The sequence below is a fragment of the Streptomyces sp. NPDC001880 genome (genome assembly GCF_053594575.1).
In genome coordinates this window covers 16,041-31,633 of the sequence record NZ_JBSFET010000032.1, presented here as the reverse complement: position 1 = coordinate 31,633, position 15,593 = coordinate 16,041, and the positions used below count along the sequence as shown (strand labels likewise).

Annotated in this window: 15 protein-coding genes; 9 read left to right on the top strand and 6 right to left on the bottom strand. The window is 71.1% G+C overall.

The window, feature by feature from the left end; translation table 11 throughout:
* Positions 1-106 precede the first annotated feature (106 nt).
* Positions 107-739, top strand: a complete 633-nt coding sequence (locus tag ACWCQ6_RS19290; protein WP_451090644.1) for a class I SAM-dependent methyltransferase — start codon at positions 107-109, stop codon at positions 737-739.
* 19 nt (positions 740-758) lie between these two features.
* Here the strand turns inward: ACWCQ6_RS19290 and ACWCQ6_RS19285 are convergent, their stop codons facing one another.
* Both ACWCQ6_RS19285 and ACWCQ6_RS19280 read right to left on the bottom strand, forming a co-directional pair.
* On the bottom strand, positions 759-1,085 hold the full coding sequence (locus ACWCQ6_RS19285) for a hypothetical protein (protein WP_451090642.1): 327 nt from the start codon (positions 1,083-1,085) through the stop codon (positions 759-761).
* Between the two features lie 122 nt (positions 1,086-1,207).
* The gene (locus ACWCQ6_RS19280) at positions 1,208-2,086 is read right to left on the bottom strand and encodes a DUF2510 domain-containing protein (RefSeq protein WP_451090710.1); all 879 of its coding nucleotides are present in this window, start codon (positions 2,084-2,086) and stop codon (positions 1,208-1,210) included.
* A 109-nt stretch (positions 2,087-2,195) separates the two neighbouring features.
* Between ACWCQ6_RS19280 and ACWCQ6_RS19275 the strand changes: the two genes are divergently transcribed.
* The 6 genes from ACWCQ6_RS19275 (at position 2,196) to ACWCQ6_RS19250 (ending at position 8,114) form a co-directional block, all read left to right on the top strand.
* Entirely contained in the window at positions 2,196-2,975 is a 780-nt protein-coding gene (locus tag ACWCQ6_RS19275) for a crotonase/enoyl-CoA hydratase family protein (RefSeq protein ID WP_451090640.1), read from the top strand.
* Between the two features lie 92 nt (positions 2,976-3,067).
* Positions 3,068-4,114 (top strand): S66 family peptidase, encoded by a 1,047-nt coding sequence (locus tag ACWCQ6_RS19270; RefSeq protein ID WP_451090638.1) that lies wholly within the window; start codon positions 3,068-3,070, stop codon positions 4,112-4,114.
* A gap of 144 nt (positions 4,115-4,258) precedes the next feature.
* Positions 4,259-5,005, top strand: a complete 747-nt coding sequence (locus tag ACWCQ6_RS19265) for a FadR/GntR family transcriptional regulator (RefSeq protein WP_451090636.1) — start codon at positions 4,259-4,261, stop codon at positions 5,003-5,005.
* A gap of 168 nt (positions 5,006-5,173) precedes the next feature.
* A complete protein-coding gene (locus ACWCQ6_RS19260; RefSeq protein WP_451090708.1) occupies positions 5,174-5,941 on the top strand; it encodes a (Fe-S)-binding protein in 768 nt (255 codons plus the stop codon).
* A complete protein-coding gene (locus ACWCQ6_RS19255; protein WP_451090634.1) occupies positions 5,938-7,485 on the top strand; it encodes a lactate utilization protein B in 1,548 nt (515 codons plus the stop codon). The genes ACWCQ6_RS19260 and ACWCQ6_RS19255 overlap by 4 nt, the downstream gene beginning before the upstream one ends.
* Positions 7,482-8,114 carry a LutC/YkgG family protein gene (locus ACWCQ6_RS19250; RefSeq protein WP_451090632.1) on the top strand — a complete coding sequence of 211 codons (633 nt, stop codon included), beginning with the start codon at positions 7,482-7,484 and terminating at the stop codon, positions 8,112-8,114. The genes ACWCQ6_RS19255 and ACWCQ6_RS19250 overlap by 4 nt, the downstream gene beginning before the upstream one ends.
* Positions 8,115-8,165: 51 nt before the next feature.
* Here the strand turns inward: ACWCQ6_RS19250 and ACWCQ6_RS19245 are convergent, their stop codons facing one another.
* From ACWCQ6_RS19245 to ACWCQ6_RS19230, 4 genes are all read right to left on the bottom strand, one after another.
* Entirely contained in the window at positions 8,166-10,067 is a 1,902-nt protein-coding gene (locus tag ACWCQ6_RS19245) for a DUF2264 domain-containing protein (protein ID WP_451090630.1), read from the bottom strand.
* Positions 10,064-11,104, bottom strand: a complete 1,041-nt coding sequence (locus ACWCQ6_RS19240; protein ID WP_451090628.1) for a hydroxyacid dehydrogenase — start codon at positions 11,102-11,104, stop codon at positions 10,064-10,066. Before ACWCQ6_RS19240 ends, ACWCQ6_RS19245 begins: the two co-directional genes overlap by 4 nt.
* 41 nt (positions 11,105-11,145) lie before the next feature.
* The gene (locus ACWCQ6_RS19235; RefSeq protein WP_451090626.1) at positions 11,146-11,334 is read right to left on the bottom strand and encodes a hypothetical protein; all 189 of its coding nucleotides are present in this window, start codon (positions 11,332-11,334) and stop codon (positions 11,146-11,148) included.
* 166 nt (positions 11,335-11,500) lie between these two features.
* A complete protein-coding gene (locus tag ACWCQ6_RS19230; RefSeq protein ID WP_451090624.1) occupies positions 11,501-12,637 on the bottom strand; it encodes a substrate-binding domain-containing protein in 1,137 nt (378 codons plus the stop codon).
* Between the two features lie 435 nt (positions 12,638-13,072).
* Here ACWCQ6_RS19230 and ACWCQ6_RS19225 point away from each other — a divergent pair, with 435 nt between their 5' ends.
* A complete protein-coding gene (locus ACWCQ6_RS19225; RefSeq protein ID WP_451090622.1) occupies positions 13,073-14,989 on the top strand; it encodes a RiPP maturation radical SAM C-methyltransferase in 1,917 nt (638 codons plus the stop codon).
* A complete protein-coding gene (locus ACWCQ6_RS19220; protein ID WP_451090620.1) occupies positions 14,986-15,591 on the top strand; it encodes a DUF5825 family protein in 606 nt (201 codons plus the stop codon). The genes ACWCQ6_RS19225 and ACWCQ6_RS19220 overlap by 4 nt, the downstream gene beginning before the upstream one ends.
* Positions 15,592-15,593: the final 2 nt, after the last annotated feature.

The following is a 15,593-nucleotide window of genomic DNA, read 5'->3' as shown; positions in this document are numbered from 1 at the left end:
AGGTCCCCTGGGCCCCATGTCCCTTGCGAGGTAAGGGCGTTGAAGGCAGTGACGAATGATGAAACGATTCCGGGGACCGCAGGGGGCTACGGAAGGAACCACATCGATGGACGAGGACCACGGCCTCGCCGCCGCCACGGTGTTCGACGCACTGGGCGCCGACTACGAGCGGGCATTCGGCGGATCCGCCGCCCATCACGCCTCGTTGCAAAGGCTGTTGGGCGACCTCGCACCGCACAGCCGGGTCCTGGACGTCGGTAGCGGTACCGGGCGGCCGACCGCACTGACCTTGGCCGAGGCCGGGCATGACGTGCTGGGGGTCGATGTCTCGCCCGTCATGGTCGAGCTGGCGGTCCGGCAGGTGCCCGGCGCGGCCTTCGAATGCGCCGACATCCGCGAACTCTCCTTTGACCAGGGAGCTTTCGATGCGGCCTGCGCGTACTTCTCACTGCTTCAGATGTCCCGCGAGGACCAGTCCCAAGTCCTGCGGAAGCTCGCGCGGCTGCTGGTTCCCGGCGGCCATCTGGTCGTGGCCACCGTGCCACTGGACGTCGAGGACCTCGGTGTCGTCTTCATGGGGCACGAGGTACGGGCGACGAGCTTCGGACCGGAGGAGTTCACGGAGCTGGTCACCGAGGCCGGCTTCTCGGTGGTGTGGGAGCAGAGCACCCTTTTCACCCCGGAGTACGAAGCGGCGTTGGCGGAGCCCCAGTTGTTCCTGCACTGCCGTCGGGCCTGACGCCGGGTCCGGCGGCTATTCAGCGCTCGACCGGCACCTGTTCGGGGCGATGCCCGCGCCGGATCCCAGGGCACCGCCGGACAAGGGCGGCGGTGCGCCCGCCCGCGCGCAGCGGGCCCCTCCAGTTGCGCAGTGCCTGCCTGCTGCATCCGCGCCACTGCGCGGGCGAGACCGGTACGGCCTGCCCGCCCCGCGTGACCAGCGCGTTCACCGGGGTCATCGGATCCGTCGCCATGGTCTTGGCGAGCAGCACGCCGATCACCAGCGGGGCCAGGGACAGCGCCAGAGTCGTGCCGGCCGTGGTGACCTGCTGGATGCGGGGGCGGAGCGGTGCGTCAGGAAGCATGACTGTCATTCGACCAGCGGCCGCCCGCCGCCGGATCGGACGACGTACTCAGCTCGACCCGCCCGCGTACTCACGCCCGGATGCACGAGGGCGGGCCACCGTGCCCGTCCGGTGACGGGCCCCTACGCTTCGGTGCCGGGATCGGAACCCGTTCCGGAGGCGGCCTTGATGCCCTTGGTGATGTCGTCCATGACCGAGAGTGAGGGCGCCTCGGAGTTGATGTCGAAGCCGGACCGGACCACGATCAGCATGTCCTTGGAGCGGGGGGACGGGAAGGCCAGCGACTGGACGTACCCGTCGTCACCGTTCTCCGTCACCACCTTCCAGCGCACCACGTAGCCCTGCTCGCCGGCCACGGTGACCGGCTCGGACTTCAGCTCCTGATGCGAGGTGATGTCGCCGTAGCCCTGCGAGCCGTACGATTCCGTGGCATTGGCGGAGATGTCCTTCACCGCCGTGGCCTTCGCAGTCGTGGTGTCGAGCTTCAGGCCCTTCGCGGGCATGGAGACCACCCCGCCGCGCACGCACTTCTCGGCGGTGTCACCGGGACAGGGGTACTCACCCGTGGTCACCTCCGCACCGGCGATTCCGGAACTGCCCTTCCAGCCGTCGGGCACCGGCAGGCTGATCCCGCTGGCCAGGTCCGTGGCGTAGCCCTCCTCGGTCTGTGGCATCCGCTGCTCGGGGCCCCCGCTCTCGCCTCCGCCTCCGCCCGGCGCGCCCGGCTCGGGGCCGGGAGCCTCCGGCGCGGTGGACGGATTCGGCGCCGCGCGTTCATCGGTGTCGCCGGAGTTGTCCGACAGCAGGAAGAGGCCGCTCCCGATGGCGGCGAGGACCACCACACCGGCGGTGATGCCCAGTCCGATGCGCGTACGGCGGCGCCGGGCGACGGCGGGTGGCACACGGAGGTGGTCGGTCCAACGGGTGCCGTCCCACCAGCGCTCGTGGACGGGACCGATTCCTGTATACCCGGGGTCTGGGTGCCAGCCGGGCGGGCTCATCTGGGTCACGAGCCCCACCGTAGAACGGTTGCGTGAGAATCGCATGAATCGGGCTGTGCCGACCGGGATCTCCGTCGTCCCGGCGTCAGCCACTGTGGGAGGCCGAACGATGAGCGAACAACCAGCCGTGCGGACCGAGCGCGACGGCCCCGTGTTCACGGTGATCCTGAGCCGGCCCGAGGTCCGCAACGCCGTGGACGGGCCGACCGCGAGCCGACTGGCCGATGCCTTCCGGGAGTTCGATGCTGATCCGGACGCGTCCGTCGCCGTGCTGTGGGGCGAGGGCGGAACGTTCTGCGCGGGCGCAGACCTGAAGGGCATCGGCACGGCGCGGGGCAACGAGGTCCTGGCCGACGGCGACGGGCCGATGGGGCCGACCAGGATGCGCCTGAGCAAGCCCGTCATCGCGGCGGTCTCCGGTCATGCGGTGGCCGGGGGCCTGGAGCTGGCCGTCTGGTGCGACCTCCGGGTGGCCGAGCAGGATGCGGTGTTCGGGGTGTTCTGCCGCCGCTGGGGTGTGCCGCTGGTGGACGGCGGAACCGTGCGGCTGCCGCGTCTGATCGGTGAGAGCCGGGCCATGGACATGATTCTCACCGGGCGGCCCGTCCCGGCCGCCGAGGCGTACGCCATGGGGCTTGCCAACCGGATCGTGCCGCCCGGCGAGGCGCGCGGCGCGGCGGAGCGGCTGGCCCGGGAGATCGCCGCGTTCCCGCAACTGTGCCTGCGCCACGACCGGCTGTCGGTGCGCGAGCAGCACGGTCTGAGCGAGCCCGAAGCGCTGGCCGCGGAGTACCGGCACGGTCTGGTGCCACTGACCTCGGGGGAGACGCAGGCCGGGGCCGAACGGTTCGGGGGCGGTGCGGGCCGGCACGGATCCTTCGACGAGTGACCTGTGGGCCGGCGGCGGGGCCCTGCCTCTGCCGCCGTCGGCCGGAGCGAAAACTCGACGACGCCGCCTCGCGAGCCGCCTACGCTCATCGGATGTCGACCAATCAGTACCCCGCCAAGCCCCGGCCCGGTGACCGTGTCGCCGTGCTGTCCCCCTCCTCCGGCCTCCCCGGCATCCTGCCCCTGCCCCACGAGCTGGGACTGCGCAGGCTCCGCCGGGAATTCGGGCTCGAACCCGTGGAATACCCGACGACGCGGAAGATGGGATCCACCCCGCAGGAACGGGCCGCCGACATCCACGCGGCGTTCGCCGACCCGGACATCAAGGCCGTGATCTCCAGCATCGGCGGCGACGACCAGATCACCGTGCTGCCGCACCTGGACCGCGACCTGCTGCGCGCCAACCCCAAGCCCTTCTTCGGGTACAGCGACAACACCAACCTGCTGGTGCTCCTCGAAAACCTGGGCATCGTCGGATATCACGGTGGCACGGTGATGGTCGAGATGGGGCGTCCCGGCGCGATCCACCCGCTGACCGCCGAGTCCCTGCGGGCCGCCCTTTTCACCCACGGCGCCTTTGAACTCACCCCGTCCAAGGAGACCGGTGGGGCGAACGGCCGGTGGGAGGAGCCCCGCACCTTCGATTCCGAACCCGAGATGCGGCCCTGCAACGGCTGGACATGGCACAACGCAGACGGCCGGACCGTGCAGGGCGCGAGCTGGGGCGGAAGTCTGGAGATCCTCTCCTGGATGCTGATGGCCGATCGTGAGATCCGGCCGGTCGACGGCTACGCGGGGCGGGTGCTGTTCCTCGAAACGTGCGAGGAGATGCCTTCGGCAGAGGAGGTCTACCGGATTCTGCGGAACATGGGAGAGCGGGGTCTGCTCGCGCGGTTCCCCGCCCTCCTCATGGGCCGGGCCAAGAACTGGTCGTTCGAGCAGCCGCTCGACGCCGAATCGGGGGAGCGCTTCCGTGAGGAGCAACGGCAGGCGGTTCTGCGGGCGTTAAGCGAGTATGCCCCCGAAACGATGGCCGTGCTCGACGTGGACCTCGGCCACACCGACCCCCAACTGGTCATTCCGTTCGGCGGACAGATCGAGGTGGACGGAGTGGGCCGCCGCATCGTCGTCACCTACTGAGCCGGAGCCGGAGCCGGAGCCGGAGCCGGAGTGCGGGCGGCACCGGTTCTTTGGTCCGACCATATGCGGTGTGTGACATAGTTGAAGATCGGGCAGCAGAAGCGACGGCAACCGGACGATTCCGGCTGAGGCAGGGGGTGACGGATGCCCGTCGAATGGCAACCCGTACGGCAGTCCCGTACGCATGAGCTCGTGCTCCAGAGCATCGAGGAGCGGGTGTTCGCAGGCGAACTCCGGGCGGGCGACCGGCTGCCGCCCGAGCGCGAACTCGCTCCGGTGCTCGGGGTCAGCCGGTCCGCGCTGCGCGAGGCGCTGAGGGTGCTGGAGACCATCGGTGTGCTGGTCGCGCAGCCGGGCCGGGGGCCGGATGCCGGGGCGCGGATCGTGCGCAACCCCGACGACGCGCTCGGGCGGCTGCTGCGACTCCACTTCGCGCTGGGCAGCTACAGCCTGGAGGACGTCCTGGAGGCGCGCGTCGTGCTGGAGAGGTCCAGTTTCGAGGCGGCGGCGCAGCATGCCTCCCCGGAGGGCCTCGAAGAGGCCCAGGTGCTGGTCGTGCGCATGGGGGAGCCGGATGTCGGGGTGGCGGAGTTCAACGATCTGGACACCCGGTTCCATGTGCACATCGCCCGCAGCTCCGGCAATGAACTGACCTCCACGCTCACCTCCGCCGTCCGTGAGTCGGTGCGCCCGCTGATCCTGCGGGCGCTGGAGGAGGCCGAGGACTGGCCGGCCACGGCCGCCGCACTCAACGCGGAGCACACCGAGCTGCTGAGGCTGGTGCGCGCCGGCAAGGGGGCGAAGGCCGCCGATCTCGTGGAGCGGCACATCCGCAGTCTCCACGGCACGCTGGTCGACGAGGACTCCGACCGGGTGCGCGAGGATTCCTGACCCCCGCGCGGAGTTCTCCGGCCGGACGGCCGGAGAACTCCGCGCGACCGAGTCGTTATTGTCAGGTTCATGGAAAAGGCGCGTGGCGCGCTTCAGTCTTCAGGTTCCGGACCGAGGCTAGTATGGTCGGACCGTAAAAATGAAGACGTGAACGATCGGAGAGACCCCATGCGCATCGGACTCTTCGCCACTTGTCTGGGAGGCACGCTCTTCCCCGAGGCGGTGAAATCGACCGCGGTCCTGCTCGCCCGCCTGGGCCACGACGTGGTGTTCCCGCCGGGGCAGACCTGCTGCGGTCAGATGCATGTCAATACCGGCTACCAGCGCGAACCCGTGCCTCTGGTGCGGAACTTCGCCGATCAGTTCGGCGACGCCTCGATCGAGGCCGTCGTCATGCCGTCCGGATCGTGCGCGGGCTCGGTCCGTCACCAGCACGAGATCGTCGCCGAACGGTACGGGGACGCGGCGCTGCGGGCGGGCGTCGCCACGGTCAAGGCCAAGACCTACGAGCTCTCGGAGTTCCTCGTGGACGTCCTGGACGTCGAGGACGTCGGAGCGTACTTCCCGCACCGGGTGACGTACCACCCAACCTGTCACTCCCTGCGCATGCTCCGCGTCGGTGACAAGCCTCTGAAGCTGCTCCGCGCTGTCGACTCCATCGACCTCGTCGAGCTCCCGGAAGCAGACTCCTGCTGCGGATTCGGCGGAACCTTCGCTGTCAAGAACGCCGAGACGTCGACCGCGATGCTCCAGGACAAGATGCGCAACATCGCCACCACCGACGCCGAGGTCTGCACTGCGGGCGACTCGTCCTGCCTGATGCACATCGGCGGCGGACTCTCCCGGATCAGGTCGGGCACCCGCACCCTGCACCTCGCCCAGATCCTCTCCGCCACCCGCACCTCGCCGTACGTCCCCACGGAGGCCGTCCGATGAGCAGCACCTTCCTCGGCATGCCCGCGACCCCGCCCCGCTCCCCGTACGGGACCGGCAATCTGCGCGGCGACCGGAAGTTCCCCAGGGCCGCCCACGACGAACTGCGCAACGAACAGCTGCGCCGCAATCTCGGCCGGGCCACCCGCACCATCCGCGCCAAACGCCTCAACGTCACCGGTGAGCTGCCCGACTGGGAAGCACTGCGCGAGGCGGGTTCGGCCATCAAGACCGACACCATGAACCGGCTCCCCGAACTCCTGGAGCAGCTGGAGCGGAAGGTCACCGAGCGCGGCGGCACCGTCCACTGGGCGCGCGACGGCGTCGAGGCCAACGAGATCGTCACCCGGCTGGTCAAGGCGACGGGCAGCAGCGACGTCATCAAGGTCAAGTCGATGGCCACCCAGGAGATCGGCCTCAACGAACACCTCGAATCGGTCGGCATCACCCCGTACGAGACGGACCTCGCCGAACTGATCGTCCAGCTCGACCACGACAAGCCGTCGCACATCCTGGTCCCCGCGATCCACCGCAACCGCGACGAGATCCGGCAGATCTTCCTCAAGGAGATCCCGGGCGTCGACCCGGGCCTGGACAACGTGCCCGCGCATCTCGCCGCCGCAGCCCGCGCCTATCTGCGCGAGAAGTTCATGACGACCAAGGTGGCGGTCTCCGGCGCCAACTTCGGCATCGCCGAGACCGGGACCCTCGCCGTCGTGGAGTCAGAGGGCAACGGCCGTATGTGCCTGACGATGCCCGACACCCTGATCACCGTCATGGGCATCGAGAAGGTACTGCCGCGCTACCAGGACCTCGAAGTCTTCCTTCAGCTGCTGCCGCGTTCCTCCACCGGTGAGCGGATGAACCCGTACACCTCGATGTGGACCGGGGTGACGCCGGGCGACGGGCCGCAGGACTTCCATCTGGTCCTGCTCGACAACGGACGCACCGCGGCGCTCGCCGACCGGATCGGACGCGAGGCCCTCAACTGCATCCGCTGCTCGGCCTGCCTCAACGTCTGCCCGGTGTACGAACGGGCCGGCGGCCACGCGTACGGATCGACGTACCCCGGACCGATCGGTGCGGTCCTCACCCCGCAGCTCGCCGGGATGCACGCGGCCAAGGACGACCCCAACAGCTCGCTGCCGTACGCCTCCAGCCTCTGCGGCGCCTGCTTCGACGCCTGCCCGGTCAAGATCGACATTCCGTCACTGCTGGTCGAACTGCGCCACCAGAACACCGAACAGGCCGGCACGACGGCGGAGAAGCTGGCCATGAAGGCCGCGGCCACTGTCATGAAGCACCCGAAGCTCTTCACCGCCGCGCAGAAAGGGGCGGCGATCGGCCGTGTCGTCGGCGGGCGGGACGGCAGGATCTCGCACCTGCCGCCGCCGTTCAACGGCTGGAGTGAGAGCCGGGACACCGCGGCGCCGCCGAAGCAGACCTTCCGCTCCTGGCTGGCATCGGCCGAGGGCGCCGCGACGATGCGGGCCGCCGCGGGCGAGTACGAGAAGAACCGGAAGCAGAAGAAGGAGGAGGAGAAGTGACGACCGCTCGTGACACGGTGCTGGGCAGGATCAAGGACGCACTCGCCCTCGCCCCCACCCCGGACATCACCGTCCCGCGCGCCTACCGCACCGGCCGCACCCTCCCCGACGACGAACGCCTGGCCCTCTTCACGGACCGGCTCGTCGACTACAGGGCGGCGGTGCACACCTGCACCGCCGACCGCACGGCCCAGGTCGTGGCCGAGGTGCTGCGGGAGCACGGGGCGCGGCGGATCGGTGTGCCGGCCGGACTCGACCCGCAGTGGCTGGACGCGTACGAGGGCGAGGTCCAGCAGGACTCCGGCGACATCCCGGCGCCCCGGCTCGAAGCCCTGGACGGAGTCCTCACCGCTTCCGCCATCAGCTGCGCCGAGACGGGCACGATCTTCCTGGACGGCTCGCCCGGCCAGGGACGGCGGGCGCTGTCCCTGGTCCCTGATCTCCATGTGTGCGTCGTCGATCTGTCCACGGTCGAGGCCGGTGTGCCGGAGGCGGTGGCGCGGCTGGAGCCGCAGCGGCCGACGACGCTGATCAGCGGACCCTCGGCCACGTCCGACATCGAGCTGGAGCGGGTGGAGGGCGTGCACGGTCCGCGCACCCTTGCCGTGGTGATCAGAACGGACAGATAGGCCCTGCCGACGGGTGGTGGCGCGCGGCCGGCAGGTCGCGCACCCCGGTGCTCAGCCGTGCGTGACCGTCATCGGCTCGAAGCGGATACGGGTCTTCGCCGCGTCCTGCGCCCAGCGGACCTCCACCGTGTCCCCGTCCACCGTCACACCGCTCACCACCGTGTCGAGCGGCGCCGCTTCGGACTCTGCAGTCAGCGAGGCGAGCGCGACCAGCACCACCTTGCCCTCGGCGGGCGCGGCCAGCCGGGGCACCACTGCCCAGGGGGTGTACGCGGTGCCCTGCGGGGCCCGCACCTCGTCCCTCGATTCCCAGCCGTACAGGCCGTGCAGGGCGGAGGCCAGGCCGTCGTCGCGGCCGGTGGCCCAGCCCGTCTGCTCCACCCGGGCCCCGTCCGGCGCGCCGACAACCCGGTGCACCCGCAAGTCGTACCGGCCGTGCGCCACGGTGACGCTCTCCACCCGCATCCCCGGCACCATCGGGGAGCCCGAGGCGAACACCGGGCGGTGCCAGGAGGCGGCCCAGCCCCAGCCGTCGCCCCCACCGGCGCCCAGCGCACGGATGACCCGGCGAACGCTGCGCACTCCGGCGACCACCACGGCCAGATGATTGTCCGCCACGTTCGCCTTCGAGGTGGGGCCGGTCACCGTGGAGTACGACTGGCGGCTGTACAGCGGATCGTCCTGCGCACCCGACTCGCCCTCGTGCGGGCGCACAAGGTCGCTGCCGTGGTTGTGCAGCCGCACGATCCCGTCCGCGCGGGTGGACTGGGCGAGCAGTCCCGGCGCGGGCAGCGCGAGCACCCGGTCGGGGCCCTCGCTCGGTGCGGGCTCCTCGGTCGCGGCCCACAGCGGATGGCCCTCGGGAGCGAGCAGCGAGACGAAGGCCTTGGACGCCCAGTACGGCGACGCGGGCGCCGAATAGTTCTGCAGCGACGCCTCGTGCGGGCCGTGCCAGCCCAGGTTCAGCAGCCCGTCCGTACCCGTCGCGCCCCGCTCCAGGAAGTAGCGCAACGATCCACTGATCACCCGCCGTGAGGCGCCGGGTGTGAGCGGGGTGTGCCCGCTGATGGCGCCGAGCGCGACCGAGGAGGCGGCCGCGAAGCGGTAGGTCAGCGAACGGCCGAAGTGGATCGGCGCACCGTCGCCGCCGAACAGCAGCGAGAAGCCCTCCAGATGCTCGCGCAGCCGGGCGCCGTAGTGCGCGGACAGCTCCGCGTCGCCCGACAGATGCGCGTCCAGCATCGGATAGAGGTGCAGCGCCCAGCCGTTGTAGTGGTCGAAGGCGCGGCCGTCGCCGTCCGCGTACCAGCCGTCGCCCCGGTACCAGCCCTCCAGCAGTTCGAGGGCCCGCTGCCTGGCCCGTGCGGTCTCCGCGTCGCCACGTCCCACGGACTCCAGGAACCCGGCCACGGAGTAGGGGAAGAGATACCAGTTGTTGGGGGAGGGGACGTGCCGCAGCGCGTCGCGCAGCCACTCCTCGGTCCGGTCCCGCACCCCGTCGTCCAGCCGGTCCCAGAGCCACGGCCGGGTCAGCCGCAGGCCGATGGCGACCGAAGCGGACTCGACCATGGGCTGGCCGAAGACGGAATGATCGCGGATCAGCGGCCAGGACTCCGCATCGTCAAGGCCGGGGGTACGGGTGCCGGCCGCGAGCCCGTCCGCATACCGGTCGAGCCAGCCGTGCGGGTCCTTGCCGTCCGCGCCCGCGACCCGGAAGGCGGCGGCGAGAAAGGTGCGCGCGTAACCCTCCAGACCGTCGGAGCGCACTCCGGACGCGGACGGCCTGCCCGGCAGATCCAGCAGCGCGCCGCCCGGCGTGGCCCACTCCCAGGCGGCCCGCAGCAGCCCGTCGGCAGCAGCCTCCCAGTGGGTGCGGGTGTAGCCGGTGTGCGGGCTCAACGCCAGGTCATCGGCGGGGAGTTCGATCGGAGAGCTCGGGCGGGGAGCGGTCATGCGAGGAATGCCAGCCTTTCGCGTCGTACGGGATGGGCGAAACCGTCGCCCATGGCCCAGCGGCCGGCCTCGCCCGCCGCCAGATCGACCAGTCGCCGCAACTCGTTGCCCTGGGAGCCGGCGAGGTGCGGGGTGATCAGGGCGTTTTCGCACTCCCAGAGGGGATGCGCGGGAGGCAGTGCGTCGGGATCGGTGACGTCGAGGATCGCCCGGATCCGGTTCTGCCGGAGTACGTCGGTGAGCGCGTCCTGGTCGACGACGGCGCCCCGCGCGGTGTTGATGAGCACACCGTCCGGGCGCATCGAGGTGAGCAGTTCACGGCTGACGAGCCCGCGGGTGGCCGGCAGCAGCGGGGTGTGGACGCTCACCACGTCGCTCTGCTCGAACAGTTCGTCGAGGGCTACGGGCCGGACGCCCAGCGCGGCGGCCTCCTCGTCGCTGACGTACGGATCGTGCAGCAGGACGGGCAGATCGTAGGGGCGGAGCAGTTCGACGACGCGTCGGCCGATCATGGAGGCGGACAGAATGCCCACGGTGCGGCCGTAGTTCCCGACCCGGTCGGGGGTGGCGAGCCAGTTGTCGCGGCGGCGCTGAGTCCGGTAGTCGTGGGCCCGCTCCAGGACCCGCTTGCCGGAGAGCAGGATCATCGCGACGGTGTACTCGGCCACCGGCAGCGCGTTGGCGGCGGCTGCCGAGGACACCTCGATCCCGCGTTCCCAGCAGGCCTCGGTGATGTGTCCGCGGACGCTGCCCGCGGTGTGGACCACGGCGCGCAGGCGCGGCGCCGCGTCGAGGGCGGCCGCGTCGAGCGGTGGACAGCCCCAGCCGGTGACCAGGATCTCGACACCGGCCAGCACGGCGCGGGCCCGGTCGGTGCCGAAGTCGTCGATCGCGGGCAGCGGCGCGAGGTCGCACACCTCGTCGAGCGCGGCCAGGAACCGGGCGTCGAGGAGCGCGTCCGCGGCGGCCGGTTTCATGGCGACGGCGGCGCGTGGCCGGTTCCGGGCGGCCGGGGCGGAGGGGTCTGTGCTGGGCATCTCTCTCCTGGCGGGGGTAAGGGGGCGGTGGCCCGGTCACTTCACGCATCTGCGGTGAGCCCCGACTTCCGGAAAAGCTGGGGCAGGGCGAAAGCGAGCATCAACGGCAGGACGGCGAGCAGCGAACCCGTGATCACGACGGTGATGCGCGTGGCGCGCTTCCCGTGCCTGCTGCCCGGCCCGGACGGCGCGTCGCCGTTGCCGTTTCCACCACCGCGGGCGCCCGACACAGCCGCCGGCGGCAGGGCGGGGATCGTGGCCGACGCGGATCGACGGCTCTGTCCGACCGGGCATGTGCGCCTCCCGCGGCTTCTCCATCGGCTCACGGGGAATCCTGATCGGCTGATCGGTACTGGTCAAGAGATCGCTCAGAAGAAAATCAAAGCGGTCAAACGCTCAATCCTTGGAGGGTGGCGGCCCTTGCGCCGATCCGCGCACCTCAAGCGTGGGAAGCAGCTCCGTCCGGCGCACCGGACCGCTCGCCCCGACGGCTCCGGAAAGCCGGTGGAGCAGCAACTCGGCGGCGGCCCGGCCGATCTCCGCCTTCGGCGGTGCCACCGCCGTCAGTGGCGTACTGCCGAGGGCCGCGACCACATCGTCGTACGCCACCACCGAGCAGTCCCGGGGGACCTCCACACCGCTCTCCGCCAGCCGCTGCACCAGCATCAGCGCATCGATGTCGCCGTGCAGCACGGCCCCCGTGGCACCCCGCTCCCGCAGCAGCGCGGCGAGGTCGGGAGCGGCCCGGCCGCCGGCCGCCGGAGCGGATCCGCGAGGCTCGCCCGAGGCCTCGGGCGAGCTCAGTACCACCGACCAGTCCTCCACCTCCGCACGGCCCGCCGCGATCTCGGTGAACGCCGCACGAATGCTGCGCGCCGTGGGGCTGTCGTCCCGGGCGGCCAGCACGATGCGGCGATGCCCCAACGACACCAGATGGTCCACGGCGAGGTGCGTTCCGTACCAGTGGTCGGAACATACGGAGTCCAGGGCGTGCAGCGCGCTGCCCGGCCGGGGCCGCCGCTCCATCAGCACGGTCGGTACCCCCACATCGGCCAGCCAGCCGTAATCCAGCTCCTCCGACCGGGCGCTGGGCCAGCGCGGCGCGATCAGCAGCCCGCGCGCCCCGTCCGCCAGCGCCCGCTCCACCAGCGGACGTTCGGCACCCGGCGACGGGGGCGCGATGTGCAGGGCGATCCGTACCCCGGACTCCTCCAGGACGGACCGGGCACCGTGCAGCGTCTCGTACAGGTACGAATGCCGCTCCGGGACGACCAGGGCGACCGCCCCCGCCTCCCCGGCCGCCTCCTCGCCCCGGGCCGCCGGGACCGCGGCGGGCGGCTCCGGCTCCCGGACCGGCCGGGCCACCCCGTGCCCGCGGCGCAGCCGTCCGACCCGGGCCAGCTCCTCGACGTCCCGCCGGACCGTGACCACCGAGACGTCCAGCTCGGCCGCGAGTGCGCTCACCTTGACGGCGCCGCGCGACTCCACCACCGACAGGATTCGCTGACGCCTGAGTTCAACCGGCTCCCGCATGCTGCTGGCCCCCTCGCCGTACCGCCACGCGTTGTTCGTTTGAACGCTTCCGGTGAGCGTTCGGGTCGCAGCATAGCGATCGGGCTTCGGCCGTCCACGGACGCGAACTGCCCCGTACATCCCACCAGCCCCGGCAGGCACTCTTGCGACTCCCGCGCAACGGCGCCTAACGTCAATGGACTTGGGACCGACGCCGAGGGGAGGGGCACATGGAGATCAAGAAGGTAGTGGTCCGCGAGGAAGAGGCGAAGAACCGCGAACGGCAGACGATCGAGAAACGCCCGACGCGCTGAGAGGCTGTCGGGTGCGTGCGTTCCGGTCGGCCGGCACCTGACGCGACCGGCCCACCGGGCCGGGGCGCCGCGGCCGGACAGTGAGGAAAAGGGCGGACGCCGGGCGAGACCCGGCGCCCGCCCCCGTGCCGTGGGAGACGCAGTGCGCATACATCTGGTGACCATGCCCTGGCAGCCGATCGAACTTCCCTCGCTCCAGGTGGGGCTGCTGCACTCGCTGCTGGGCCGTACCCGGCCGCACGACGAGGTGCGCGAGTTCCACGGCTCCCTGCGCTGGGCGGAATTCCTGCTGGAACGTTCGCAGGGAGCGCTGCGGCCCGGCGACCACGTTGCGGTAGGCAGTGAATCGATCTTCGACGGCCTCGGGGACTGGGTCTTCTCCGGCGTCCTGTACAAGGACCCCGAATGGGGCGTGGCACAGCTCAAGGAGTACGCCACCCGGCACGGGACCGACATCTCCACCGCGACCGCGATGAGGGCCCATGCGGCGGAATTCATCGACGAGAGCGCGAGCGCGATACTCGGCGACGCACCTGATGTCGTGGGATTCACCTCCACGTTCATGCAGAACATCTCCTCGCTGGCGCTCGCTGCGGAGCTGAAGCGACGCCGCCCCGGACTGACCGTCGTGTTCGGCGGAAGCAACTGCGACGGCCCGATGGGTCACGCCCTGCACCGCAACCACCGCTTTGTCGACCATGTGGTGCGCGGGGAGGGGGAGTACGCCCTGCCCGCCCTGCTCGCCCACGTCGAGGCGGGCACCCCACCGGCCGATGTGCCCGGACTCTGCTGGTGGGACGGGCCGGAGTCGCGCGCCAACGAGGAGTCCCGGCGCACTGTGGCGCCCGGCGACATCCCCTCGCCCGACTACGACCTCTGGCAGGCGGCCATCGACGCCTCCCCGCTCGCGGAGTACGTCCATCCGAAACTGGTGGTGGAGGGGGCACGGGGCTGCTGGTGGGGCGAGAAGCACCACTGCACCTTCTGCGGGCTCAACGGATCGGCGATGACTTTCCGCGCCAAGACCGGAAGCCGGCTGTGGGACGAGGTCGACCGCCTGGTGCGCCGCCACCGCATACTGGATGTCGTCACCGTCGACAACATCATCGACATGGCGTACTTCAAGGACTTCCTCCCGCTCGCCGCCGACAGCGACTGGGACCTGCGCATGCACTACGAGGTCAAGTCCAACCTCACCCCGGAGCAGCTGGAACTGCTCGCCCGCGCCGGATCGGTCCATATCCAGCCCGGCATCGAGAGCCTCAACAACAAGGCCCTGGAGCTGATGGACAAGGGGGTCAGTGCGGCCCGCAACATCCGTACGCTCCGCGAGTGCGAGAATTACTCGCTCACCTGCTCCTGGAACTATCTGTACGGCTTCCCGGGAGAGAGCGCCGCGGACTACGCCGCCGTCATCGACCAGATGCCCGCGCTCGTCCACCTCCAGCCGCCCGGCGGCGCCCACCGCATCCAACTGGAGCGGTTCAGTCCCAACTTCGCCGACCCCGCGCTGGGATTCCACGAGCGCAGGCCAGCCGAGATGTACCGCCACGTTTACGACCTGCCCGAGGAACAACTGGCCGATCTGGTCTACCTCTTCGACACCCCGCCCGCCGGGATCGGCGGCGGGACCGAGGCACGGCTCAAGGCCGCGGCCCGCGACTGGTACACCGGCCACCCCTCCTCGACCCTGGTCCTGGAACAGCCGGAGGGCACGGAGGGCGAGGAGGCGCTCCTCGTCCACGACCGACGGCACGGCTGGCCGCGCCGCACCCACCGGCTCACCGGCTGGCGGGCCGCCGCCCTCCGCCACCTGGAGGCTGGCCGCACCCGCCCTGCGCTGCACCGGCTGCTGACGGCCGACGGGGACCCGCCCTCAGCCGAGGAGCTCGGCGCCTGGCTCGACGAAGCGGTCGCACTGGGCCTCCTCTTCGACGACGGACGTTCCTACGTGTCCCTGCCCACCTGGTACGTACCGGTCCGGTCGGTCGAACGCACCCAGGGACCGGACGGGACGACGGACGCGCCCCACAACAGCCGGGAGAAGGCCGCCGGATGAGCCCCCTGCCCGCACCCCCGGCCCGTACCGCACCCGCCCTGCCGGCCGGGCCGGTACCGCACCGGATCCGAGGACGGCTGGTGACGGTGGACGAACCCCTGCGGCTGGGCGGGGGCGGCCGACCGGCGGCTGAAGCGGTTCGGTTCCTGCGCGAGTGCCAGAGCCGCGATCTCGTCGTGCGATGGACACCGGCCACCGACGACCCCCTGTTCACCGGTCCCGCACACGAGGTCGCCGCGACGGCCGGACTCCTGCGCCATCTGCCCGCCCCCGGCCCGCTGCCCGGCGAACCGCCGGAACTCACCGTGTGGCGGGACCGCCACGCCTACGGACAGCTCTACCACCGGCGCGGCCCGGACTTCGTCACCGTCATGGACCGCAGGGAGCCCTCGGCCGCCGCCCGCTTCACGATCGACGACCCGGACCTGCTCGCCACCTTCCGCACCGTCCAGGACCCCGCCGCCGCGGCCGAGCTGAGCCCCGTCGGACGGGAAGCGGTGGAACTGCTGGCCTCCGAACGCCTCGCATGGGTGAGAGGCGGCTGGGTGGTGGCCCTGCCGCCCCGCATCCGCCGGTGGCCCGTGCCCTGCACCGACATCTGAGC